This window comes from Promicromonospora sp. MS192, from assembly GCF_049532985.1.
Classification (GTDB): Bacteria; Actinomycetota; Actinomycetes; order Actinomycetales; family Cellulomonadaceae; genus Promicromonospora.
In genome coordinates this window covers 586021-610910 of the sequence record NZ_CP186693.1, presented here as the reverse complement: position 1 = coordinate 610910, position 24890 = coordinate 586021, and the positions used below count along the sequence as shown (strand labels likewise).

Below are 24890 nucleotides of genomic sequence, written 5' to 3'. Positions count from 1 at the left end.
GCGTCACCAGACCTTGCGCCCGCGAGCGTCGGCGACCAGCTCGGGGTCGGGAATGAGCGCCTTCGAGGCCACGGTCGCCAGCGACTGCTGCGAGAAGTGGAAGCCGAAGTCCTCCGTGACGAGCTTGCGCCAGGGGCGGTTGAGAATGCTGTGCGTCGCCCACCGGGCGAACCTCGGTCGCTTCATGATGGTGCGAGCGAGGTCCCAAGCCTTCGGCACGAGCTCCTCGCGAGGCAGCACGTCACTGACGAGGCCGTACTCAAGGGCCTTCCGGGCGGGGATACTGGTCCCGCCGTAGATGGCGTATGCGGCGCGCTTGGTGCCCATCAGATGCTGCAAGGCGAGCGAGAGACCGTCACCGGGCGCCGTGCCCACCATGAAGTGCGGGTCCATGAAGTCGGCGTCCTCCGCGGCGAGGGTCACGTCGCACATCAGCGCGAACTCCGTATGGATCCCCGGACCGTTCACCGCCGCGATGGTGGGGACGTCGATGTTGTTCACGAAGTTCTCGATCAGCTTCCAGGCGTCGATCGTCTGCTGGAAGATGTAGTCCGGCGACTCCTCGACGAGCGGCTTCGGCCAGGTCTGACGCGGGTCGCCGCGGAACCAGGTGTCCCCGGTTCCCGTGATGATCAGCACGTGGTTCTCGGGGTCGTTGCCGACGTCCTGCCACACGCGGTTCCACGCGTTGTGCGCGGCCCAGTTGTGCACGTACGGGCCGCCGTCCGTGTGCAGACGCAGCTCAAGGATGCCGCCCTCCCGGCGCATCTCGAAGAAGTCGGCGTAGCGCTTCGAGTACTCCTCCAGCGGCGTGGGCGCAACGTGGCCGTCCCATCCGAAGCTTGACGTGTCCACCATGGTGAGTCCCTTCGTCGGAGCGAGCCGTTCCCGCCCACTAATGAGACACGCTATCTCGTTAAGAGTAGAGACGGTCGCCCTGGCGAGGGACCGCAGGAAACACGCATCCATCAGCCTCCCGACGAAGTTTCCGAGACCTAGTCGATGCGATTCCGCCACAGTCCAGCGACCACGAGCTCCACGATCTCGCGCGCATCGCTCAGGGCGAAGGGCCGCTCCCGACGCAGGACGAACCACTGCACCGGGCCTGCCAGCATCATGTTGACGAAGGACGCGTCCACTGGAGGCAGCTGCCCTGCCTCGGCAGCCTGGTCGAGGCGGCACTGCAGATCACCGGTGCGGCGATCCAGCAGGTCCAGCGCCGTGCGGTGCAGCCCATCCGCGCCGTCATCGCGACGCAGGAGGATCTGCAGCACCGCACGACCGGTCGGGGTGGCGGACGCCGCGCCGAACGCGTGCAGGAATGCCGTGAGATCGCGGACGACGTCGCCGGTGTCGTCGATCGGCACTGACGTCTCGGCAAATCGCGCGAGCACGTCACGAAGGAGTTCGTCGCGACTCGGCCACCGTCGGTAGACCGTGGCGCGACCGACTTGCGCGCGGGAGGCGAGCTCCTCGTACTGCAGGCCGTCGACACCCTTCTCGGAGAGGATCTCGAGCGCCGCCGTCCACAGCCGCTCCGTGACCTGGCGCGTGCGCCCACCAGGGCGACGTGCGCGCGATGCAGGGTTCACCGTCATGAGCCCTGGCCTCCCATCAGTGTCGCCCGACCTCTGCCATTGCATGACGGCGGCGAGCCGAGGCCACTGACCTTGGCCGTTTCGCTCGCTCACCCCGGAACGAGTGACGTTTACTGCACCAAGAGAGTTCTCCACGCGCGTTTCCGGCATCTTCGAGGGGCTGCAACGTCGTCCCCCAAGAATGCCCGGAATCTTCGACGTAAAAGGCGTCGTCCTGGACTTCCGGAAGTGAATCATGACCCAGAGCCATGTGAGCCCTCACCGACCTGCGGTACGAGAATACGACGGTTGGCGCGCTCAACTCGTCTGGTGGGTCGCGATCCTTATCGTCGCGAACACCCTCGTCGACACCGTCGTCGTCGCGCCCCTGCTCGTGCTGCCGCAGATGGCCGAGTTCTTCGGCACAGACCAGAGTGCATGGCTCAACGCCAGCGCCATCCTTTCCGGCGCGATGTGGGCGCCGTTGCTGGGCAAGAGCGCGGACGTCTACGGCAAGCGCCGCATCCTCGTGCTCGCACTGCTCGTGAGCGGCACCGGTGCGCTCATCTGCCTCATCGCCCCCAACATCGGCGTCTTCCTGCTCGGCCGGGTCATCCAGGGTGCCGCCGTGGGCTCAGTCTTCATCACCGTGGTCTACATCCGGCAGGTGTTTCCCGCCGGCGTGGGGATGACCGCAGTCGGCATCGTCACCTCGGGCTCCGCGATCCTCGGCATCGTGTCGCCGTTCCTCTTCGAAGCGGTCATCGACGCGTTCGGTTTCCGCGCCGTCTTCGTGGTGTCTGCCGCACTCGCTCTTGCTGCCGCGACCGCGGTACGCATGTTCCTGCCCGAATCGCCCGTACTTGCACACGGCCGCGTCGACGTCGCCGGCGCTCTTCTTCTCGGGCTCGGGCTCGCCGGCGCGCTCTCCTACATCAGCCTTGCGCCCACCGCGGGCTGGACGGACTTCGGACTGCTCGGCCTTCTCCTGATTGGCTTCGTGCTGCTGGCGGCGTGGGTGGTCACGGCATTGCGGACCGCCGAGCCCGTGGTCGATCTGAGCATTCTGACGCGCCCTGTGATCGCGACCCTGCTGGTGGTCGTCCTCGGCGTCGGTGCCTATCAGGCTCTCCTGCAGCTGATCGGCATCATTGGGCAGACCGCTCCGGAGGAGGGACTGGGATACGGGCTCGCGGAAGGTTCCGGCTCGCTCGGACTCATGTTCGCACTGTCGGCGCTCGGCGCCGCTACGGGCGGGGTCCTCGCGGGATGGCTCGGCGGTCGCGTCGGCCCCGCGCGCACGCTTGCGGGTGGCGTACTCATCGGCACCGTCTCGGCGATCGGCCTCATGGTGTCGACCGCGTCGCTCCTCCCTGCCGTGATCTGCGTGGGCTTCCTCGGGCTGACCGCGGGCGCAGTGGTCACCTCGGGCTTCAACCTTTCGACGACACTTGTGACCGAGGAGAAACAGGGTGTGGTCGCCGCGCTCGTACAGGTGATGCTCGGCGTCGGCGCCGTGGTGCTGAACATCGTGGGAGGAAGTGTCCTGAGTGCGACGACGGCCCCCGGCAGTTCGACGCCCTCCGCACAGGGCGTCGACCTCTACATCGTCGTGATGCTGACCGGGTTCGCCTCCGCCACCGTCATCGCCGCATGGATCTCGCGCCGCGCTCATCGCGCGCCCGCGGCATGAGACCGGCGCTGATGAGCTCGCTCAGTACTGCGGATCGGACAGACCAATCACGCATCGACGCCCGGGATCCTCCGACGGTGAGTTCAGTCAACTAGCCGCCTGGCCGCCGTCCGCGACCAGGACGGTACGAGGTTGCGGTCTCGTCGCGGCACCGCCCAGGAAGCGACCCATGCGGCCGGTCAGCCAGCCTCGTACGCCCGTGCTAGACCTGCTGGCGCACGACAAACCAAGACGATCGCCCCCTGCCCTTCGACGACCGTCACAGGACACTGGAGCAGCTGGCCCAGGATTAGCGACCGCCATTGAGTCTCTCGGAGGCCACGGCGGACCGTGAGGTCGCGGTCGAGTGGTTCGAGACCTTCCCGGTGGTGGGGATCGAAGGCCTCGTCGTCAAGGGCGCAGTGCAGGCCTACCCGGCTGGGCGTCGGGAGTGGTGAGTCATCTGCACCATCGGCGTGGTTTCGGTACCCACGGCGCCGCCTGCTTGAACTCGTCTCCTTACATGTGTAAGGTATTTACATGCGTAAAGGACGAGAGCCTTCTGTCCGGGGCAGCCGCTCTCGAGACGCCCTGCGGAACGCAGCGACAGCCCTCCTCGACCAAAGGGACGCATCGAACATCTCGATCACTGACGTGGTCAAAGCGGCGAACGTGACCCGACCTACCTTCTACCAGGCGTTCGATGGTCTGTCGGACATCTTCACGGCTGCGGCCTTGAGCCGCCTGGAGACCGCCTTCGAGCGGATCAACCTCGATGAGGTCTACCCGGCGGACGATCTGCGCGGGGCCATGGGTGATGCATTCACAAGTGTCGTGCGAGCCCTTGCCGAGCACGAACGCTTCTACCTGAGAGTGCTTGAGGGGCCCGGCGGCAGCGCGGTGGTCGCCGCGGTCACAGATGCTGTGAGCGCCCGATTGAAGGTGGCGTCGCCGGTTGCCGTGCTACTGGAGGGCGGTGTGATGCCGGCCGACTCGGCACGTTCTGCTCTTGCCGCTGGTGCGGTGTCGCTGATCATCGACTGGCTCGGCACGCCTGCGGACCGGCGCCCGTCGATCGAGACGATAGCTACGCTCGCCCGTGACTTCGTCTACGGGAGCGTTATTGGTGGACTCGCCGCTACGTCCGCCCTCGGAACTGACTGCTACCAGTAGGACCGGTGCCGAACGTAGCCCTTCCTAGCACTGGAAACATGGAGAAACACTGTGTCGAATCCTGGACGGCAGCACCGCCACCGGCCCGATCTGAGCGGGATCGGCGCTGCCGGGCGAATCCTCTCGGGCATGGGCCTTGTCCTCGTCGTCGGTTCCGTCGTCGTGGGTGCCATCTCCACGAGCTCGGTGACACTCACCCTTGCGCTGACCGTCGTTGTACTCCTGGTCTGGGGGGCCGCGAGCGACGCTGCGCGTCGCCGGCGAACCGGGGCTCTCGGTCTTGTCGCTGTCCCGGCTGCCGCTGTTGCTCTGGCGTCGTCCACAGCGGGGGTTCCGGCGTGGTCCGGGGTCGTGGCTGCCTCCTTGGGTGCGGGTGCGGGTGCCCTCGCCGTACCGGCGTTGACTGCACTCGTGACCAGCGGTGCAGAGGTTCGCGCCCCCGCTACGCCGAGAATGAGGTTCGTCCTCGGGGTCGGCAGCCCATGGCCCGCATCCGCGCGGCGAGCGGGGCGGGTGCTGATCCCGCTCTCGGCCGGCCTCGCCTCGGTGACGATGGCGATCGCGAGCTCTCCTGGCGAGAGGATGGCCGCGGTGTCGATACCCGCTCTGGTCGTCACGGCCGTTCTTCTCGCGGTAACGGTGGCAAAGCTCAGCAGGGCGGCGGGCCCGGACCGGGCCGCTGAGGCGGCAGCCCGTGGCCTCATGGCGACGGCTATCGGTGCGCTCTTGGGCGCGGTGCTCGCCTCGGCCCTGCCGGGCGCAGCCACCGTACTGACTCTCGCTCTCCTTGCTTGCGTTCTGGTGGCAGCCATCGCATGGCGCCCCAGGAGAAAGACAGGCCGCCGCCTTCGTCCGGGTACTGCGGCCTATCGGCGTGCGATCCGCAGCTTCGAGCGGTCTGCGCGTCCACGCCCGGATGTCGCCTACACAGCCGCAAGCCTCGGCGACGTTCAGTCGGCCATCGCCGATGCCGCCTCGGCCGGTCGGGGCGTGATCGCCATCTCAACCGGCCATGCGGCGGCATCCCTGCCTGATCTCTCCGGCCTCGCTCTGATCCGGATGCGGCTTGACGAGCCGGTCACAGTCGACACTGCGGCACGTACCGTCCGCATCCCGGCAGGAACCGCCTGGGGTGAGGTCGTCCAGGCGCTCGCACCGACGGGACTCATGGCTCCTCACGGGTCCTCACCGCTTGTCGGGGCCATGGGTTACCTGCTCCGTGGCGGGCTGAGCTTCTACGGTCGCGCATCCGGAGTAGCCGCCAACTCCATCGAGTCGATCGAGATCGTCACCGCTGACGGTGCCCAGCGCATCGTGGACCGCGCTCATGACTCGCAGCTGTTCTGGGCGCTGCGTGGTGGAGGGGGAGGTTTCGGCGTCGTCACGGCGATCACAGTGCGCCTCTTCCCGGTCACCGCTCTCATCACGGGCACGGCCTTCTGGAAGGTCGAGCACGCGCCAGATCTCCTCGCAGCCTGGTCGGCCTGGCATCGCGAAGCCCCCCGCGAAGCCGCCACGGCATTTCGGATCATGCGGCTTCCTCGATTGCCGGGCATCCCGTCGGCCATCGCCGGACGCACGGTCGTGAACGTCGACGGCGTCATCCACGCGCGAGGCCTCGATGACCCGGACAGTCGTGTCGCGGACGTCGCCGAGGACCTGCTTGCTCCGCTGCGGACGGTAGGGGCCCCTCTGATCGACACCTGGCGCCCCGGCAGCGTGCTCGATGTGCCGTGGACCCATATGGATCCAGCGCTACCCCTGCCCACGACCGCGGATCACCAGCTCATCGATCACCTCGACGACGCCGGACAACGAGCATTCCTGAACATAGCCGTCCGGCCCCGCTCTCCGCTCGCGACCGTCGAGCTCCGCCAGCTGGGCGGCGCGTTTGGCGAAGCACCACCCGACGGCGGTGCTCTCGATCATCTCCGCGGGGCTACGTCACTGTTCGCCACCGGGATAGCACCCACGCCGGCTAGGGCGGAGCGGGCGGAACGCGAGCTCGACGAGCTGCGCGTGTCCATGGCGCCGTGGGCGACCGGCTACACCTCGCCCAACTACGCCGAGGACCGCCGCCGCCCGCAACGGTCGTTCCCAACCTCGATCGCCCAGGACGTCGATGCGGTGCGCAGGAGAGTCGACCCGGGAGGACTGTTCGCTCAGGACGTCTCGATCGGCGCCCTTCAACATCGGCGTGAGTCGCCGGTGGAATAGGGTGGTGGCCGTGCGCCCAGTGAGTCAGACCTCGAGCAGGCGAGGGCGGGGCCGTCCTCGAGTTCCGCTGGAACGGATAGCGCGCACGGCGTTGGAGCTGGTGGACGAGGGTGGGCCCCAGGCGTTGACGATGCGGGCGCTGGCTGCGCGGCTCAACAGCGGGGTCGCGGTGTTGTACCGGGCGGTGGCGGGGCGCTCGGACCTCATCGCTGTGGTGACTGACCAGGTGCTGGGTGATGCTGACTTCTCGGCCCTGGGAGCTGGAGACGGAGATGCCTCCCGGCCGGCCGATTGGGAGGCGGTGTGCCGAGCGACAGCCGTCACGCTGTTCGAAACCCTTGCCGCGCACCCAGGTGTGGCCTCGCTGCTGGTCGAGCATGTCCCGACCGGTCCGAACGCTCTGGCCCTGCGGGAGCGGGTGCTGTCCCTGCTCATGGCGAACGGGTTCTCCGCTCATGATGCGGCCCGTACCTACGCGACCTTGTCCCGGTTGGTGATCGGGTTCGCGGCGCAGCTGCAGGCGGAGTCGGAGACCGATCATGAGCAGATCGGATCGGTGTTCAGCAACCTGGACGCGGGGGCCTTTCCCGCCACGGTTGCCGCCGCGGATGTCCTGCCCTATCAGCACCTGGTCGACGAATTCCGCACAGCGCTGGACTGGTTGATCATCGGGCTGAGCGTGGAGCGGGGCAGAGCGGCCTGATCGGACTGCGGCTCGGACTCCCTCTATCTCCGGCGGTGCGATGTGCGGCTGACGGGTGTGCCGAGCTGTTTGCGCATCCGGTGGCCCGCGATGCGGTCCACGGCCTGCTGCCGTGCCCGGGCGAGCAGGTCAGGGCTCTCGAACTTCTCGATGATGCGGTTGCCCGACTCCATGAGCGCGTCCAGTACGTGAGGTAGATCGGTCCGGATCAGGGCGTGGTCCTGCTTGCGCCATCGGCCGGCGACCATCACCGACTCGATAGCCCCAGGGTGCGCGTTCAGGGCCGCGGCGATGCAGTCGTGGGCGGGCCACATGGTGATCGTACGAGGGTCAAGGACGACGAGGTCGGCCTGCATCCCGGGTTCGATCCGGCCGACGCGGTCGGCAAGACCCAGTGCGCGGGCGCCCTCGATGGTCGCCCATTCCAGGGCCTGGCGACTCGTAACCGGCGTCGTGGGAGAGAAGATCCCGACTTCCTGGCGGTGCTTGTTGTGACCGGTCCCTCGTTGGTACGCCAGCGCGATCCGTGCAGAGGTATGTAGATCACCGTTGGTGACGCAGTCCGTGTCGGTACCCAGGGATGGTGCGGCGCCAAGGGGTAGCAGCTGGGCGGTGACCGGGTCGGAGTGACCTTGACCGAGCTCGTTCTCCGGCGTGCTGGTGAATGTGACGCCCGCGTCGACGAGGATCTCCACCCACTCGTCGCTGAGGCCGGCGCCGTGGGCGATGTTCACGTTCGGGCCGAACAGGCCCCGTTCGCGCACCTGCGCCCAGGCAGGTTTCATCACGCCACCGGTCTGGTGCATCGATGCGATGATGCCGCGCTCCCGTGCAGTGCGGAGGTCGTCAATGGCGCGTCCTGCGGAGGAGAGCTGGGGGCCGCGGATCGCCATGCCGATAGTGAGCAGGTCGTGTCGTCGGCCGGGTCCGTTCAGCAGTCGGTCGATCTCGCGGGCGGAGTCGGCGGCGATCCTCGTGTAGGGGGCGCCGTGCAGAAAGACAGCGCGGACGCCGGATTCCACCAGGCCCTCGATGGCGGCATCGGAATGGGCGGGGGAAGGGTTGTTGTGGCACCAGTCGCCGATGGTCGTGATGCCGCAGTCGATCTGCCCCAGACCGCCGGCGAGAGCGGCGATGTGCATGTCCTCGGGCCGGTAGTAGTGGGCGATCGTGCCGTGCGTGTTGGCGAGGTACTGGGCCAGGGTCCAGTCCGTGCCGATCGTCCGCAGCCCGGTCTGCCAGGTATGCAGGTGCGCGTTGACCAGGCCCGGATGAATGATCCGACCGTCAAGGTCGATGATGTCCGCGCCCGTGCTGTCGAGGCTGGGACCAACCTCGAGGATCGTGTCTGACTCGACGAGGATGTCCGCGTGCTCCCAGTCGGGGCGGTGTTGACCCAGGGTGATGATCCGCGCTCCACGCAGGAGGGTGCGCGTCATGGGCAGGCCTGCTTCGCGGAAGGGACCCGCACGGGGCTGTAGTGGTTGTCGCTCATCTACGTGGCAGCCGCCCTATTCGTGGGTCCGCAGAGAGGGGTGCAGGGGCGCGGTCGCCGCGGTGAGGGCAGCCGCAGTGGTGCGATCGATGATCGCGGCGAGGTATCCGTCTGGTCGGACCAACAGGAGCGTCCCGGGGTCCGGCCGGTACACGTCGGCGAACTCTCCGAGGGTGTCGACGAGGTGGAGAACCGCGGGATCCCCGAGGTGGGTGGACGCCTCGGCGGTGATGACGATCCGCGTCAGGCCGGCACCAGCATCTGGCCATGCCACGTCAGCGACATCGGTGCTGGTGGCCGCGCCGAAGCCGATGAGTGTGAACTGCGGCCCGTGAAAGACGTCGAACAGGCGTCGTGGTGTGCCGGAAGCCGTGGTCAGGCGCGCGTCGGGCGCCCGGTCGCCGACCTGCAGCCGGCCTGTCTGACCGACCGGACCGGTCAGCGGGCTGTGGCGGTAGTTGACTCCGAGCTGTTGCTCGGCGTCACCGCGCGTGATGCTGGACAGATCCAGGGTGCCGAGCCCCTCGTACTTCTTGGTGGACAGCCCCAGGACCGCTGCGGCGATCGGCCTGCGTTCGGCTTCGTAGGAGTCCAGGAGCGCGTCGGGCGCTCCTGCCATGACCTGGGAGAGCTTCCACCCGAGGTTGTAGCTGTCCTGGATCCCCGTGTTCAGACCCTGGGCGCCCGCGGGCGTATGCACGTGAGCAGCGTCTCCGGTAATGAACACACGTCCTTGCCGGTAGGAGCCAGCGAGCCTGATGTTCGGACGGAACACCGATGTCCAGGAGATCTCGCCGAGCGAGACCCTTGAGCCGATCCGGTCCGCGATGCGCCGACGGATCGCATCGTGACCAAGGTCGGGGGTCTCCTCCGGGCTGATCCGGATCATCCACTGGAACGCCTCGGAGTGGGGCAGCGGGCAGGCACCGACGAACGTCCTCCCCAGCCCTGGCCAGACGTGCCAGCGGTTGCGGGAGAGTCCCGAGGTCTCCGCATCAGCGATGATGACCCGGTCAGCGTCGTCGGTGCTGCCGGCGAACTCGATGCCCAGGGCCTTGCGCACGCGACTGGACGCCCCGTCGGCCCCGACCAGATACCGGGCTGCGACCTGCTCGGGCTCGCCGGCGGGTCCGTCGGACTGCTGGATCGTCGCCGTGACGACTTCATCGTCCTGGGTGAGTGCTGTCAGGGTCTTTCCGAACTCTGCGACAAGCCCGAGGCGACCAAGGCTCGCGTGCAGGGCGGCGTTGGTGCGGTCCTGCGGGATGAGCCACGTGTTCGGGTAGGGGACCCCGGGGCGAGGTCGGCGGGTCTTGTTCATCGACCACGGGGCGGTCAGCGGGCCGAAGTGGATTCCCATCAGCGGGTAGGTGCTGCCTCCGGCTAGCACGTCGTTGATCGTGTCCAGGTCCTCGAGCACTTCCAGGGTGCGGGGCTGGACGCCCTTGGCGCGTGATCCGTCGAACGCGCCCCTCGACGCGTCGATGATCCGCACGGTGTGACCGCGACGGCGCAGATCGATCGCCAGGGTGGCTCCTGCCGGGCCTGCGCCTACGACCAGCACGTCGATCGGGTGGTTGCTCATGGTTGTGCTCCCTGATGGGTGGTGACGAATTCGGTGAAGAGCTGTGCCGTCAGATCCGGACGCTCGAACGAGACCATGTGCCCCGTCTGCCTGACGAGCTCGGCCTGGGTCGGGGCCAGCAGCTCCATCGCTTCGTCCCAGCGGGCTGCCGGGGTCACCTGGTCCTCGTCGCCCCACAGCAACATGGTCGGCAGCCCGGAGTTCCGCACGGCGCGGTAGAGGTCCTGACGGCCCGCCAGTGCGAAGTCGGCGAGGGTGGCGCACAACGCGTAGATCGAGCCTTCGACCTGGTAGCACGGTCGGACCAGCGCGGCGAGCCGTTCGACCTGGGCGGGGTCGCGCAGGTTGTGGCTGAGATGCCCCTCCAGCAGCGTGCGACCCAGCGCGGAGCCGAGCAGCCGATTCACGACCGGGATCCGCAGGAGCGCGGCGATCGGGGGCTTGCGGGCGAGCAGGCCGGCCGGCCCTACGATCATCAGGCTGGACACCGTCGACCGAGCCTGGAGGACGTACAGCATGCCGACGACCGCGCCCATGGAGCTGCCGATGACGTGCCGTGGCGCCACTCCCAACCCGTGGACGAGGTCCTGGATCTGGCGCACGAACAGCGACTCGTCGTACGACGCGGTGACCCGGTCGGAGTAGCCGCGCCCGTATCCGCTGTAGGTGAGGGTGCGGTAGCCGCGCTCGTGCAGCTCGGTGACCATCGGGTCCCAGTAGTCCAGCGGGATGGTCAGACCCGGGACCAGCAGCACCAGCTGTCCCTCTGCGGGCCCGGTCAGCTCGTACTGGGTGATCCCGTCGCTGCACCGCATGAAGTCGCCGCGGACCTGGGCGCGCAGGGCGTCGTCCAGTGCGACGGTCTCACCGCGGGCGGTGAAGTACGGCAGTGTCATCGCGATCCGTCCTTGAGGTCGAGGGAGTCGAGGAAGTGCTCGATCGCCGAGGCGACCCAGTCGGGATCCTCGTCGGGCAGCAGGTGGCCGCCGGTGGGATGGACCTGCTCGCTAGCCTGCGGCAGGTCACGGGCGAAGTGCTGCCCATCCATGCCATGGCTGCTGATCACGAGTGTCGGCGCTGTGATCCTGGGGATCAGCGCGGAGCGGTCCTGCTGAGTGGTCCTGGCAAAGTCAATGAACGCCTCCTGGTTTCCCGGCCGGTTCAGCATCGCGTGTACCCGGTCGACCAGGGCGGGCGTCACGGAATCACGCGAGCCGGGCCCGACGCTGGCGCGCAGATTGCGTTCCACTGCGGCGCGACCGCTGCCTAGCCGGATGACCGCTCGGCCTACTGGGCTGCGGGCCAACCGCATCGCCAGGGGTGGCTTCTTGCCGGGGTAGCCGGTCGCGTTGATCAGCACCAAGGCGTCGACCAGGGTGGGCGCGTCCAGGGCCAGGTTCCAGGCGATGTTGCCGCCCAGTGAGTTCCCGGCAACGACCGCACGGGAGATGCCAAGTTCTTCCAGGGTGCGTCGCACCGTGCCTGCGGTGGTGCTGATGCGGTAGTCGCGATCGGGTCGGGGACCGGTCAGCCCGAACCCGGGAAGGTCCAGCCGCAGCACGTCTGCCCGCAGTGCCAGGCGCTCCGCTACGGGATCGAAGGTGTCCAGTGACGACCCTGAGCCGTGCAGGAGCAGGAGGGTCGGACCACCTCCGACACGCTTGTAGTGCACCCGCAGTCCGTCGGTCTCAACGAAGCGCGAGCACGAGCCGTCCGTCGCAGCGTCCATACATTTAACGGTAACAGTGTCGCCGAAATTCGTCCATCGCGTCCTCGTTGACCCCGAGACGGCGCCAGAAGCAGCCCGAAGTGCGCTGCGGTGCCCGACGACGCCCCGGAATCACGGCAGCGGGCCCGTGCGCGCGCCAGCACGTGGAACGATGAGCGGCCGCCACAGGCCGAAGGAGCGCTCCGAGCGTCGTCCGGCGTCTGATGCCTGGTTGCCTTGCCACGCGACTCCCCGCCCTCGCCCCAGATTGCCTGGTGCAGATAGGGTTGACGGTCAAGCGCCGTGACACCGTCGACGTCATCTGCGGTGCGGTCATCGGGCCCCGTCCGCGCCCCGGGAGGTCGTAGCGAGCCTCCCGATCGACGGAGAACTGAGGATCGTAGGCCGAAGCACCGGTGGCTCGACCCGGACCTGACCGACGGCGACCAGGTCGACGCCCTGATCGCGTCGATCCCCGAACCTCATCTGACGCCCGTGAAGGTCGGCACTGCTGTGGGCAACGTGCGGAACAACGGCCCGGATCTGATCGAGCCCGTCGACTGACACCGCCCGCCGGGCCGCCACCAGCAGCGGCTAGAGACTGCCGTGCACGTCGGGTGGCTTGATGCTGCTGACCTCGGTGTCTGGCCGGACCCTCACCGACGTCGCTCCGCAACCACCTCGCAGCCGCCATCGGTCTCTCACCCATGGCGTACCGGCAGACGTTCAGATCACTCCCGCCGGGCACGAAACGCGATCGCGAGCACGGGCAGAGCGGTCATGCGAACCATCGCCCGCCGGGACCGGCTCCCAGACCGAGTACGGCCGGAGCGGCAGCAGGCGCGTGAAGTGCAGCGAGACGAGGAAGCAGCAGTGTCGCGCCCCGGGTTTGATGGAGACATCGAAGACCCGAAGGGTTGGGAGTTATGTCGGCACCACGGAAGTACCCCGACGAGTTGCCCGGCACCGGTGGTGAGCTCGCTCCGCCGCGTGCGCCGTTGGCCGGGATCTTGTGGGCGCGGACCGGACCGCAGGTGCAGTTGTCGAGCTGATGGGGCAACCGGTGGCTGGGTGTGCATCCACAAAGCGACGGACGAAGACGTCCAGCTCGGCCGGGGCGGGGAAGGGCGTGTCCCGCCCTTCCCCGCCCTGGCACATCGTGTCAGCGGCCGTGCCGCACCCCGAAGGCCCGGTCCACCGTCTGGTCGACCGTGTGCCCGTTCGTATCCGTCGCGACCGTACGGAGGCTGACGTATCGTGCCTTGGTTCCGCGCGGCAGCGGCAACCGCGCGGTCCTCACGCTCGGCTCGCCGGTCCCGGTCAGCCGTAGCTCCCGCCAGGTCCTGCCGTCGTCGAACGACGCCCAGGTCCGCACCTCGGTGACCTCCGGGCCGCCGTCCCGCCACGGCGTCGCCGTCACGGTCAGAGTCTGCGGGCGATCCGCCGCCACCTGGTTGTCGAGCCCGACGCCGGCGTCGTAGGAGACCTGCGGCATCGAGATCGGGTGCGCTCCCCACGCGGCCTCGCCGCCCGCGCGGAAGGTCCACCGTGTGATCGTGTGCGGGGCATACTCCCAGCCGGCCACGTCACGCCGCGCGTCCATGACGGCTTCGTACCCGGCTACGCCGTCGGTGATCGGGAAGGTTCCGGTTGCGAACCCGGACCGCCCCACCTGCACACCGTCCTTGAACAGCGTCACAGACACCGCGTCCGCCAAGGCGGCGAGGGAGGTCCCGTGCGCCGGGTCGCCGTCGGGGAAGGCGGTCGCACCCAGGGAGAGCTGCGGCGTGGTGTAGCGCAGCTCGGCGAACGCCGAGGAGATGCGCGGGTTGATCCGGGAGTTGTTGACCGCCGCGAACCACTCGCCGGTCTCTCGGGCACCGGGTTCGTAAGAGTGCCAGGCCGGCTCGAAGTAGGCCAGACCAGTAGCACCGAGCGCGACGCCGTTCTGGTACTGGGTGCGCGGGTCGGCGCTCAGCACCCACTCCTGGACCGTACCGAGGCGGACGGGAACCTCCGTCGGGACGTAGGAGTTGTTCCCGGTCCGGCGGCTGCTCACGAGCGCGGACCCGTCGGTCGTACCTCGGGCGTAGGTTCGCGACGTGACGACGGCGGCTCCGTCCAGCGGCAGGTGGCTCACGTCGGCCGGGACCGCACCGCGGAACGGCGTGACGAGGCCGTAGACGTACGGGCTGTAGGGCGTCCCGCTGAGCGTGACCCGAACCCGCTCGTCCCGTGCGGCCAGGTCCCTCAGGAGCTGCCCGTCGGCGCCGCGCAGGGCGAACGCAGGCACGGCCGTCGAGCCCGCCTCGGCGACCAGGCGCCCCGGGGTGTCGTTGCTCAGCGCAACGGCGGCCGCTCCCCGTGCCGCGGCGGTCTCGATGACCTGGGCCGGGCTCACACCGTCAGCCACCGTGGCGAGCACGAGCCGGTCGCGAGCATCCTTGCCGCGGTACCCCGCCGCAGTTCCGTCGCCCACCTCGACCAGTCGCAACGCATCCTTGCCTTCGTACGGCCTGGCACCGTCCAGCGGAGTCGGGTCCAGGGCCGTTCGCCCGACCGCGGCCGTCAGGTCCGGAGCCGTCAGCGTCGAGTGGACCGTTACGTCCCGGGTGCCCACGGACGGTGCCGACGCTGGGAAGATACCGAACCGCTTGAAGTCCGCCGGCACGAGCAGCGTCGTGTCGTGGTAGCTGCCGGGGGTGGTCTCGCGACGGAACGACACGGCGCCGCCCTGGAGCTCGGTGGCGCGCTCACCGGTGTCGAAGCCGAGACGGCTCGCCTCACGAGCGTCCAGCGTCCACGCGACGTCCCTCGTGGTCGCGTCGACCTCGGACCGGACGTCGACGGCGAGGTCCTGCGCCCACTCGCCGCCGGCGTCCGCCGTGACCAGGACGGACTCCACCGAGTAGGTACCGGGCTTGACGCGCACACTGGCGACGCCGTCGTAGAAGATCGCCTGGTAGCGCGCACCGCTGTTCTCGTCGTACACGTACGCGAAGCTCGACCCGGCGACCGGCATACCGTCGGTGCCGAGCGCGGTCACCGTGATCTCGTACAGCAGGGGCTCGACATAGACCGACAGGGGCACGCGGACGACGGCCGAGGAGTCCGTGGCCACGGCGACCAGGACGCCGCTGTAGAGCGTCGCGCGCGTCAGGAGGTTCGGGTCGACAGTGACGGGGATCGGCACGCTGCCCCCGGCAGGAACCGTGACCTCGGGGACCTCCAGCTGCACCGCGCCCTCGGGCACGGCGGCGCCGGACGCCGAGGACACGGCCGCGGTCACCGTGAACGTCCGCTCGTGCTCGGCGTCGTTGTGCAGCACGGTCTCGCCCGCGACAGGCTCGTAGGAGCCGGCCTGCGCGTAGCGCACGTTGCCGAGACTCAGCGTCGCGGGCTGCGCGTACGCGTCCTGGTCCACGGCGTGCTCGATGTCGAGCCTGCCTGAGCCGCCCTTCTCCACGCGATAGGAGCCTTCCGTGGCCGAGCCCACGAGCCCGGCCTTGAGCTGCTCGTCCGTCCAGTCCGGGTTGGCCTGCTGGAGCAGGGCCGCCGCACCGGCGACGTGCGGGGTGGCCATGGAGGTACCGCTCGCCGTGGTGTACAGGTCGTCCGCCGGGGTACCCATGGTGGTACCCGCCGCGCGCGCCGCCAGGATGTCGACGCCAGGGGCCGAGATCTCGGGCTTGACGGCGCTGTCGCCGACCCGCGGGCCGGTGCTGGAGAAGCCCGCCAGCGTGTCCGCCTTGTCGACGGCTCCGACCGTGAGCGCCAGGCTCGCCGAGGCCGGGGTGCCGATGGTGTTGGGCCCGGAGTTCCCCGCGGCGACCACGAACAGCGACCCGTACTGCTCGGTGAGGGTGTCCACGGCGGCGCTCAGCGGTCCGCGCCCGTCGTCGGGCACCTTGGTGCCGAGGCTCATGTTGATGACGTCGGCCCCGCTGGACGCCGCCCACTCCATGCCCTCGAGGATGGAGGTGATGGTTCCGTTGCCGTCGTCGTCCAGCACCTTGCCGCTGACGAGGGTCGTGCCCGGGGCGACGCCCGGGGCGCCGTTGCCCGTGCCGCTGCCACCGATGGTGGCCGCGACGTGGGTGCCATGCCCGAAGTGGTCGGTGGCGTCGACCTCGTCGGTGAAGTTCCGCTCTTCGAAGATGCGCCCGGCCAGGTCGGGGTGGGAGGCGTCGACGCCCGTGTCGAGTACTGCGACGGTGACCCCCTGCCCGTCGAAGCCCATGTCCCACACCTGCGGCGCGCGGACCTGCGGCACCGAGTCGGCCAGGTCGACGCTCACGGGGGCGTCGAGCCAGATCTTGCCGGTACGGGCCCTGGCGCGCTCGGCTGTGGTGTCGTGGCCGGTCCAGAACATCTCGGCGTGGGCCTTGTCGAGCGCGACGCCGAGCGCGTCGATGCTCTCGTGCCGGGACTCGACGGCCGCCTGCGTCGTGGCCGGAGTCTTCGGGAACGACCCCGCCTCGTGGTTCTCCAGGACAAGTGGGAGCTCGTCGGTCGCGGCGTCGTCGTAGCCTGCCTCGATCAGGGTGTCGATGTCGAACAGGGCCGGGTCGACGGCGTCGTGGGCGAGGGCCTCCTGGGCTGCCTGGGGGACGACGGACGTGCCGTCCTGCGTGTGCTCGATCATGGCCAGGCCGTGCGAGGGCCCGCTCGGGTCGATGCTGATGGCGGGGTGGTCCGCGTCGCCCGGCAGAGTGCGGACGGTGACGACGTCGCCGGTGACGAGCGTGAGGGTGCGCGTCTCGGCTGCCTGGACGACCGCCTCACCCTCGACCGTGGCGCGTGCTCCGGCCGCAGCCGCGGCCGCGCCTGGCGTCGTCCCGACGGCGAGCACCGCTACCGCGGCGATCAGCACCGGACCGGTGCGGGGTCTCCTGTGGGTTGTCATGGTGATCTCCTCGTGCGGGTGGCTCAGGGCCCTGGGGTGGTCGAGCCCTGAGACTTCCTGAACACCGGGTAACGAGTACAGGAGAATGGGGTTCACTTTGCGGACATCGTCCGGTTCAGGACCGGACGAGGAAGGAGGCCGCATGTCGTCTCAGGAGCCCCTGGCACGAGGGCTGGGGATGCCGGACGGGGCGGCCGATGTCTATGCCGTACTGCTCGACGGTGCCGCAACGACCATCCCGGAGATCGCGGAGGCGACCGGCCTGGACTCGAGATGTGTCGTCCCGCTGGTGGAGTGGCTGCGGGACCACGGCCTGGCGCTGCGGGCAAAGGGTCTGGAGATGACCGATCCCTCACCACGCTGGGCAGCGGCGGAACCCGATCACGCCGTGCGGGAGCTGGTCGCCGAGCGGGAGCGTGCCCTGCACGAGGTCCGTGCGGCCCTGCCGGACCTGCAGTACCGGTTCCGCACGGCGCAGCAGGGCGACGGCGGCACGGCGATCGAGCACATCGAGGGCTGGCAGAACATCGGCAACCGGTATCACCAGATCCTGCGGGAGGCCTCGACCGAGGTCGCCGTCTGGGAGCACGAGCCGTACATGCCCGGCCACGCACCCGTCGAGGAGTCGATCCTGGAGCGCGGCGTCCGGTTCCGCGTGCTGTGCGACCCCGTCGACTTCCCCGACCAGCTTGCCCAGGAGTTCCTCGCCCTGCGCGGGCTAGAAGCCCGGCTCGGGGCAGGCGTCGCCTTCCGCGGGGTGCTGGTGGACCGGCGGACGGCCTTGGTGACCATGGACCGGGAGGCTCAGAACCATGCGGCGGTGGTGGTTCACCCGTCACCGCTCCTGGATGGCCTGGCCTTCCTCTTCGACGCCGCGTGGAGCCAGGCGGTCCCGCTCGGCAACGAGGGCATCTCCCTGCCTGCCTCCGAGCGCCAGGTGCTCACGCTCCTGGCAGCGGGTCTCAAGGACGAGGCGATCGCACGCCAGCAGAGCACGACGACGCGCACGGTGCGCCGCCGCGTGCAGGCGGTGCTGACCGCGCTCGGGGCGCGGAGCCGGTTCCATGCCGGAGTCGAGGCGAACCGACGAGGGTGGGTCTAGGGTGCGGCGTGGCACAGCCAGGCCGTCAGGCCCGACCGGGGCCGGCCCTCCTGGTCTTGCCCGCGTCGTCACGCACCGGCCGGTCCGTGACCCACACGCGGGCCGGCCTACGGGCACGGTCCAACCGCTCCGCGGCGAACCGACGCAGCTGCTCGCCGTCCACCGGAGCGTCGGCCACATCAGCGACCGCCTCGACACGCTGGCCCAGCTCCTCGTCGGGGACGCCGAACGCGACGGCGCTCCGCACCGCCGGGTGCTCCTCCAGGACCCGCTCGATCTCGACGGGGTAGATCTTCTCGCCGCCGCGCACGATGACGTCGTCAGCCCGGTCGGTGACCCAGAGCCACCCGTCGGCGTCGAGATGGCCCAGGTCGCCGAGCGTGTCCCACCCGTCGGCCCGACGGCGGCCGGCCGCGCCCAGGTACCGGTAGGCCGGGTCGGGGCCCCGGTGCAGCCACACCTGGCCGGTCTCGCCCGGCGCGGCTTCCGAGCCGTCGTCGCGCAGCACCCGCACCCGGGTGCCGCCCACCGGGCGGCCCACGCTCCCGGGCCGCCGGAGCCACTCGTCGCCGCGGATCATCGTCAGCCCGTTGGACTCGCTCCCGGCGTAGACCTCCACGACCCGCTCCGGGCCCAGCCAGTCCAGCACCGCCCGCTTGAGCGCGGGCGCGCACGGCGACCCCAGGTGCAGCACGGTCTCCAGCGTGCGCAGCCGGACAGGGTCACGCTCGGCGGCCGGCAGCCGCAGCAGGCGGTGCAGCATCGTAGGAACCAGCAGCGCCCAGGTGACGCCGTGCCGCTCGATAGCGTCGAGCACGGCCCGCTCCTCGAACCGCGGCAGGATCACCAGCCGGTGGCCGGTGAGCAGCCCGCGGAAGGCGTAGGTGAACGTCGCCGAGTGCGTGAGCGGGCCGGCGACGAGCTGCGTCGCACGCAGCGGGAGGAACTCCGCCACGGGCCGCTCCGGGTCCATGCGGGCGGGCGCGGTGGACAGCACCACCTTGGGTCGGCCGGTGCTGCCCGACGACGTCGGCGCCTTCCAGGACCGCGCCCAGGTGTCGGGCAGCGCAGGCTCGTCGGCGCGGCGCTGCCCGGGGCCGGACCACGCCGGACCGGACCCGCCCGGGACGCCGGGCCCCTCCGGCGGGCCGAGGCCGTCCGGCAGACCGAAGCCCTCGGGCAGGCCGGGGACGCCGTCGGCGTCGAACCCGATCACCAGCGCGGGCCGGGCCGCGGCCACCACGGCGGCTCGCTCCCCCGGCGTCAGCCCGCGGGAGACGGGCTGCGGCGTCGCGCCCGCCCGCCAGATCCCGGCGCACGCCACGAGCATCTCCAGCCCGTTGGGCAGCGCGACCGTGACCAGGTCGTCGCGACGCACGCCGCGGCGGAGCAGCTCCCGCGCGTAGCGGTCGGCGGCGGCATCGAGCCCGGCGGTGGTGAGCCGCAGGTCACCGTCCGCGCCAGAAGTTCCGTCCGCTCGGGGTGCGTCGTCCGTACCCGGCGCGCCGACGGCGACCGCCACGACCCGGTCGGGGTCAGCCTCGGCGAGCCGGCTGATGATCCGCGAGATCGAGCTCGTGGCCACCGTCGCCCCCTTCGCGCACCACCCGCTCGTAGAAGCGCTCGTGGGCCGCCGCGGCCCCGGCCCAGCTGTGCCGGGCCGCCAGCGCCCGCCCCGCCGCGGTGTCCACGGGCAGCGTCCCGTCCGCCGCGGCCGCGAGCGCCGCGGCGATCCCGGGCACGTCGGTGGCGTAGGCGACGGCGGGCCCGAACACCTCGCGGGTGACGGGCAGGTCGCGGGCGACGACGGGGACGCCGGCCGCGAGGGCCTCCATGGCGGCCAGCCCGAAGCCCTCCTTGGTGGAGACGAAGCCGAGGGCGGTAGCGGCGGCCACGAGGGTGGGGACGTCGTCGTCGGCGAGGGTGCCGAGGACGACGGGCTCGATGCCGAGCTCGGCGCAGCGCTCGTCGAACCGGGCGCGGTAGGGGCGGTAGTCGAAGAGGGTCTCCCCGCCACCGAGCACGAGGCCGAGGTCGGGATGGTCGTCGCGCAGGAGCGCGAAGGCCTCCAGCAGGTCGATGCTGCCCTTGCGGGGCTCGATGCCGCCAAGGGCGAGCACGTAGCGGCCGAGCTCGGCGCGCCACCGCTCGCGGGCCGAGGCCCCGTCGGGGCCGGCGGCGCGGGCGAACCGGGCGGCGTCGACGCCGTTGGGGATGACGGTGGGTTCGAGCCCGTAGCCGTCGCGCACCTCGTCGGCGACGGCGCGGGAGACGCACAGCCGGGCGTCCGGCCGCACGATCGCCTGCTGGTGGCACTCGACCAGGCGCGGCGTGGTGAAGTCGTCGAGGTGGTGCACGGTCCGCACGAGAGGGGGCGCGCCGGCCCCGAGAGCAGCAGGGGCGAACAGCGCGTTCGCGGAGATGCAGTCCTGGGCGTGGACGACGTCGTACCCCGTGGGGTCGAACGCGGCCGCCATGGCCTGGATGGAGCGTTCGATGCGGTCGCCGACGCTCTCGTCGTCGCGCGCCGCGAACGGCACGACCCGCACCTCGACGGACGGGTCGACGGGCCGGAAGAAAGCCTCGTCCCCGCCGCGGCCCAGCGTCCACACCGTCACCTGGTGCCCGCGGGCGGCGAGCGCCTCCGCGAGGGCGAGGGTGTGCACCACACCGCCGCGCGGCCGGGTCGAGTACGTGGTCTGGGCGATGCGCATCGTGCTCCGTTCGGGCGGGGTTCAGGGGGACGTGCGGCTCGGGTCCGGCTCCGGGGCGCGTCGCGGCGTGAGGGTGTAGGCGCTCTCGACGCGGTCGCGCAGGTGGTCCATGGTGCGGCGGGCGCGGGCGACGTCGGCCTCGACGTCGGCGGTGGCGACGGCGAGGCCGCCCTTGGCCCAGGTCTTGGCGATGATCTCGCCGGCGGGGTCCACGACCTTCGCCTGGCCGAGGAACCGGAGGCCGCCGAGCACCCCGGTCTGGTTGGCGGAGACCAGGTAGAGCTGGTTCTCGGCGGCGCGGGCGCAGTCGTACAGGTCGAACAGGTGGGCCTGGCGGTCGTTGCGCAGCCGGTCGGACCGGTCGGTGACGCTGGCGGGCCAGGCGCTGAGGCACGCGATGACCTGGGCGCCGTCGAGCGCGAGCGAGCGGGCCGACTCAGGGAAGGTCTTGTCGAAGTCGATGAGCATGCCGATGCGGCCCACCGGGGTGTCGAAGGCGTCGAAGCCGGTGCCGGGCCGGTACGCCTCGGACTCGCCGAGCGGCAGGTGCACCTTGCGGTGCACGCCGAGCACGCCGTCGCCGTGCACGCAGACGGCGGTGTTGTAGCGCACCTCGGCGCCGTCGGCCTGGGCGCGCTCGGCGATGCCGAAGCACACCACCATGTCGCCGGCCATCTGCCGGACCGCGGCGACCTCGGGCCCGTCGAGGTCGACCGCGGGCGGCAGCGGCTCGTCGGCCGGGTGGTACATGTCGTGCAGGTACCCGCCGATGGTGGCGTCCGGCAGCACGAGCAGGTCGACGCCGCGCTCGCGGGCCTGGTCGATGATGCCGGGGAGCTTGGTGAGGGTGCGGTCGATGTCGCGGCCGAAGTGCGCCGCGACCGCGCCCATGGTCGTCGTAGGCATGTGCGACAGCGTAGGTCGTCCGTCATCCCGCGGCGGGCAGGTCGAGGGCCCGCTCGGCCGGGCCGGCCCAGGTCCCGCCGGCGCGCCAGGCGGCCACCTCGGCGGCCACGTGCGCCGTGTCCTGCGCGATGCCCAGGAACCGGCCCGAACCCCAGGTGTGCAGCCACGGCAGGCCCACGAAGGACAGGCCCGGCACCGGGCTCAGGCCCCGGACGTGCCGCGGGTGCCCCTCGTGGTCGAGCACCTCGGGCGCCAGCTCGCCGAGCCACGACCAGTCCGCCCGGAAGCCCACGGACCACACCACCGCGGCGATCCCGGCGAGGTCGAGGCGCTCGGGCTCCACCTCGGGCCGCCACACGGGCGTGTACCGCGCCTCGACAGGCGCGTCGATCTGCTCGCTGCTGATCCAGCGGTCGATGTCGTCCTTGATGGACTCGGCGACGGCGTCCGCGTGGTCGAGGTCTCGTCCGAGGGTCGGTTCGAACCGTAGCGTGCCCTCCTCGACCGTGGTCGCCCGGCCGTACAGGCGCATACCGCGGAGCGCGAAGGCGCGCAGGTCGATGTCCCGTCCCCCGTCGCGGCCGGTGACGTAGTGGTTGGTCGACTCCCGTTTCGCCAGGCCGCGAGCGGCCACCGGCACGTCGTAGACGCCCATCTCCGCGAGCCAGGTCATGCAGTCCCTGCCCCGGTAGGTCCGTGCGACGCGCGGCGCCCGCCCGACCGAGAGATGGACCTCCCGGCCGGCGAGGAGGAGGTCCTCCGCGATCTGGGTGCCGGACTGGCCGGTGCCGACCACCAGCACCGGCCCCGGTGGGAGCTGGTCCGGGCTGCGGTACTCGTGGGAGTGCACCTGTGCGACGTGCTCGGGCAGGTCCCGGGACCATGACGGCAGCACCGGCCGGTGATATCCCCCGACGGCGGCGACGACGGCTCCGGCGGACACGAGGCCCGCCGTCGTCTGGACGACGAACCCGCCGCCGGACCGGGGTGCGATCCGGGTGGCCGCCACGCCCTCGGCGACGGGGGCGTCGAAGGTGTCGGCGTACCCACGCACCCAGGAGTAGACCTCGTCGCGGCCCATGAAGCCGTTCGGATCGGGCCCGTCGTACGGGTACGCGGGCAGCCGGCAGTGCCAGTTGGGCGTGACCAGCGTGAACGCGTCCCACCGGCCGTCACGCCACTCGTGCGCGACGGTGTCACGCTCCAGGACCACGTGGTCGACGCCCTGTCCCACCAGGTGACGGCTCATCGAGAGGCCGGCCTGCCCGCCGCCGACGACGAGCACGTCGTGGTGGGCGCCGTCCCGCACAGTTGCGGACCTCATGCGACACCTCCCGGCAGCGGCGGCTCCATGCGCAGCACCTCGACCTCGGCGGCGGCGTCGAACGCGGACGCCACCTGCCGGATCTCGGCCTCCTGCTGCACGGCGGACGCGCATCCCATGCCGTAGCGGGCGCGCACCCGGTCGCTCGCCTCGCGCAGCGCCTTGCTGGAGCGCTCCACGAAGTCGGCGACGGGGTACCGGCTCCCGGCCTGCAGGTGGTCGTGCATCACGAGGCTCGGCGAGTAGCAGCTCGCCGTGGTCCCGTCGGGCCAGCGCACGTCGAACGTCATCTCAGGCATGGGCCGCCTCCGTCCAGCGGGTGGCCTCGGGCGCGTCCGCGGCCGTGATCGCGCCGTACACGTCCGGGCGTCGGTCGCGCAGGTGGAACATGCCGCCCCGCATGGCGCGGAACGTGCCCTCGACGTCGACCTCGGCGACCGCCAGCCCCGCGCCCAGCAGGGTCGTAGCCAGCACGTTCCCGCCCGGGTCGACCACCTTGGCGTTGCCCACGTACCGCAGCGAACCGAACGTGCCCGACTGGTTGGACGCGATCCAGAACACCTGGTTGTCCAGCGCGCGGGCGGCGTCGAACAGGTTGAACCGGTACGTCCACCGGTCCTGCTGGAGGTCCTCGGCGGTGGCGGTGCGGGCCGCGGGCCACGCCGAGAGGCTGACCACGATCTCCGCGCCGTCCAGGGCCAGCGCCCGAGCGGCCTCCGGGAACGCCTTGTCGTAGCAGATCTGCAGCCCGATGCGGCCCACGGGCGTGTCGAACGCCCGGTAGGTGTCGCCCGCCGCGTACGACATGTTCTCGCCCAGCGGCTGGTGCACCTTGCGGTAGGAGCCGTACACGCGCTCCCCGTCGAGGCAGACCGCGGCGTTGTACCGGGTCTCGCCGTCGGCGTCGAGCTCGCAGAACCCGATGCAGACGACGGTCTGCCCCGCGAGCGCCTGGACGCGCCGGATCTCCGGCCCGTCCAGGCTGATCGCGGGCGGCAGCGAGCGGGCCGTGGTGCGCACGGTGTCCCCGTGGTTGCCGAGCGACGAGAGGTACCCGCCGATCGAGGCCTCGGGGAAGACGACGAGCTGGGCGCCCTGGGCGCGTGCCTCGCCGAGCAGCTGCTCGATGAGGGCGTAGTTCTGCTCCAGGTCCCGCGTGAAGTTGGCCGACACGGCGGCCACGGTGATGCTCACTGCGCTGCTCCTCCGGTCGGTCTCAGAGGTTGTACGTCGAGTTGATGATGGCGCCCTTGCGCGCGTAGTGGATCACCGCGTCCTGCACGTCGAGCGGGTGCGCGGGGATCACGCCCTCGATGAGGTCCTCCTCGCGGGCGCCGTGCAGGGACAGGCCGAAGCGGCAGCAGAAGACGGTACCGCCCTCGCCGATGAACGTCTTCAGGGCGTCGTTGATGTTCTGCTCGCCCGGGAACGCGCTGTCGCCGGTGGTCGGGAAGCCGCGGGTGTCCAGGGCGTTGATCGCACCAGGGCCGTAGAAGTAGATGGCCGACTCGAAGCCCTTCCGCAGCGCGCGGGTGGCCTGGAGGATCGCGACGAAGCTGACCGACGACTCGTGCGCGATGCCGTGCACGAGCGTGAAGTAGGCCTGGCCGGGCTCGGCCTGGTAGTCGGGGAAGATCTTGGTGGAGCCGTACAGGCTGCTGCCCTTGGGCAGCGACGGGTGCGGGATCTCCGCCAGCGAGGCGTCGATGTTGGCCTGGATCTGCTCGTCGTACGACATGGGTGCTCCTTCGGTCGGGACGGGTCCCGGGTGGTGGTGCGGATGGTGGGTGGTGCGGTTCAGGGGGCGC

The 24890-nt window shown here is 70.5% G+C and carries 20 protein-coding genes; 6 read left to right on the top strand and 14 right to left on the bottom strand.

Translation table 11 applies throughout. The features are described 5' to 3' along the window. Window positions 1-3: 3 nt before the first annotated feature. A complete protein-coding gene (locus ACO229_RS02760; RefSeq protein WP_423463674.1) occupies window positions 4-858 on the bottom strand; it encodes an enoyl-CoA hydratase/isomerase family protein in 855 nt (284 codons plus the stop codon). 137 nt (window positions 859-995) lie between these two features. Continuing rightward, window positions 996-1598, bottom strand: a complete 603-nt coding sequence (locus ACO229_RS02755) for a TetR/AcrR family transcriptional regulator (RefSeq protein WP_423463673.1) — start codon at window positions 1596-1598, stop codon at window positions 996-998. A gap of 235 nt (window positions 1599-1833) precedes the next feature. Between ACO229_RS02755 and ACO229_RS02750 the strand changes: the two genes are divergently transcribed. The 5 genes from ACO229_RS02750 (at window position 1834) to ACO229_RS02730 (ending at window position 7342) form a co-directional block, all read left to right on the top strand. Further along, window positions 1834-3270, top strand: coding sequence for an MFS transporter (locus ACO229_RS02750; protein ID WP_423463672.1), 1437 nt, complete (start codon window positions 1834-1836; stop codon window positions 3268-3270). A gap of 302 nt (window positions 3271-3572) precedes the next feature. Then, window positions 3573-3707, top strand: a complete 135-nt coding sequence (locus ACO229_RS02745; RefSeq protein ID WP_423463671.1) for a hypothetical protein — start codon at window positions 3573-3575, stop codon at window positions 3705-3707. Between the two features lie 82 nt (window positions 3708-3789). Then, a complete protein-coding gene (locus ACO229_RS02740) occupies window positions 3790-4422 on the top strand; it encodes a TetR/AcrR family transcriptional regulator (RefSeq protein ID WP_423463670.1) in 633 nt (210 codons plus the stop codon). A gap of 513 nt (window positions 4423-4935) precedes the next feature. Next, entirely contained in the window at window positions 4936-6639 is a 1704-nt protein-coding gene (locus ACO229_RS02735; RefSeq protein WP_423463669.1) for an FAD-binding protein, read from the top strand. A gap of 130 nt (window positions 6640-6769) precedes the next feature. Then, complete coding sequence (locus ACO229_RS02730) at window positions 6770-7342, top strand: TetR/AcrR family transcriptional regulator C-terminal domain-containing protein (RefSeq protein ID WP_423463668.1); 573 nt, start codon at window positions 6770-6772, stop codon at window positions 7340-7342. Between the two features lie 23 nt (window positions 7343-7365). Here ACO229_RS02730 and ACO229_RS02725 read toward each other — a convergent pair whose 3' ends face one another. The 5 genes from ACO229_RS02725 to ACO229_RS02705 all read right to left on the bottom strand — a co-directional run bounded on the left by ACO229_RS02725 (window position 7366) and on the right by ACO229_RS02705 (window position 17036). Further along, window positions 7366-8781 (bottom strand): amidohydrolase family protein, encoded by a 1416-nt coding sequence (locus ACO229_RS02725; protein WP_423463667.1) that lies wholly within the window; start codon window positions 8779-8781, stop codon window positions 7366-7368. Window positions 8782-8853: 72 nt separating this feature from the next. After that, window positions 8854-10422, bottom strand: coding sequence for an FAD-dependent monooxygenase (locus ACO229_RS02720; RefSeq protein WP_423463666.1), 1569 nt, complete (start codon window positions 10420-10422; stop codon window positions 8854-8856). Beyond that, window positions 10419-11318, bottom strand: coding sequence for an alpha/beta fold hydrolase (locus ACO229_RS02715; RefSeq protein ID WP_423463665.1), 900 nt, complete (start codon window positions 11316-11318; stop codon window positions 10419-10421). The genes ACO229_RS02720 and ACO229_RS02715 overlap by 4 nt, the downstream gene beginning before the upstream one ends. After that, a complete protein-coding gene (locus ACO229_RS02710) occupies window positions 11315-12151 on the bottom strand; it encodes an alpha/beta fold hydrolase (protein ID WP_423463663.1) in 837 nt (278 codons plus the stop codon). The genes ACO229_RS02715 and ACO229_RS02710 overlap by 4 nt, the downstream gene beginning before the upstream one ends. A 1141-nt stretch (window positions 12152-13292) precedes the next feature. Then, window positions 13293-17036 (bottom strand): S8 family serine peptidase, encoded by a 3744-nt coding sequence (locus ACO229_RS02705; RefSeq protein ID WP_423463662.1) that lies wholly within the window; start codon window positions 17034-17036, stop codon window positions 13293-13295. A 142-nt stretch (window positions 17037-17178) separates the two neighbouring features. Here ACO229_RS02705 and ACO229_RS02700 point away from each other — a divergent pair, with 142 nt between their 5' ends. Further along, on the top strand, window positions 17179-18138 hold the full coding sequence (locus ACO229_RS02700) for a LuxR C-terminal-related transcriptional regulator (protein ID WP_397432685.1): 960 nt from the start codon (window positions 17179-17181) through the stop codon (window positions 18136-18138). A 25-nt stretch (window positions 18139-18163) separates the two neighbouring features. Here ACO229_RS02700 and ACO229_RS02695 read toward each other — a convergent pair whose 3' ends face one another. The 7 genes from ACO229_RS02695 to ACO229_RS02665 are packed head-to-tail and all read right to left on the bottom strand — an operon-like array spanning window position 18164 to window position 24820. Continuing rightward, complete coding sequence (locus tag ACO229_RS02695; RefSeq protein WP_423463661.1) at window positions 18164-19723, bottom strand: AMP-binding protein; 1560 nt, start codon at window positions 19721-19723, stop codon at window positions 18164-18166. Beyond that, window positions 19674-20852, bottom strand: a complete 1179-nt coding sequence (locus ACO229_RS02690; RefSeq protein WP_423463660.1) for an MSMEG_0565 family glycosyltransferase — start codon at window positions 20850-20852, stop codon at window positions 19674-19676. Before ACO229_RS02690 ends, ACO229_RS02695 begins: the two co-directional genes overlap by 50 nt. Window positions 20853-20873: 21 nt before the next feature. Continuing rightward, entirely contained in the window at window positions 20874-21758 is an 885-nt protein-coding gene (locus ACO229_RS02685; protein ID WP_423463659.1) for a carbon-nitrogen hydrolase family protein, read from the bottom strand. Between the two features lie 22 nt (window positions 21759-21780). Beyond that, the gene (locus tag ACO229_RS02680) at window positions 21781-23082 is read right to left on the bottom strand and encodes an MSMEG_0569 family flavin-dependent oxidoreductase (protein WP_423463658.1); all 1302 of its coding nucleotides are present in this window, start codon (window positions 23080-23082) and stop codon (window positions 21781-21783) included. Further along, the gene (locus ACO229_RS02675) at window positions 23079-23381 is read right to left on the bottom strand and encodes an MSMEG_0570 family nitrogen starvation response protein (protein WP_423463657.1); all 303 of its coding nucleotides are present in this window, start codon (window positions 23379-23381) and stop codon (window positions 23079-23081) included. Before ACO229_RS02675 ends, ACO229_RS02680 begins: the two co-directional genes overlap by 4 nt. Further along, window positions 23374-24276, bottom strand: coding sequence for a carbon-nitrogen hydrolase family protein (locus tag ACO229_RS02670; RefSeq protein WP_423463656.1), 903 nt, complete (start codon window positions 24274-24276; stop codon window positions 23374-23376). Before ACO229_RS02670 ends, ACO229_RS02675 begins: the two co-directional genes overlap by 8 nt. A 22-nt stretch (window positions 24277-24298) precedes the next feature. Further along, complete coding sequence (locus ACO229_RS02665) at window positions 24299-24820, bottom strand: MSMEG_0572/Sll0783 family nitrogen starvation response protein (RefSeq protein WP_182616432.1); 522 nt, start codon at window positions 24818-24820, stop codon at window positions 24299-24301. Between the last annotated feature and the right edge of the window lie 70 nt (window positions 24821-24890).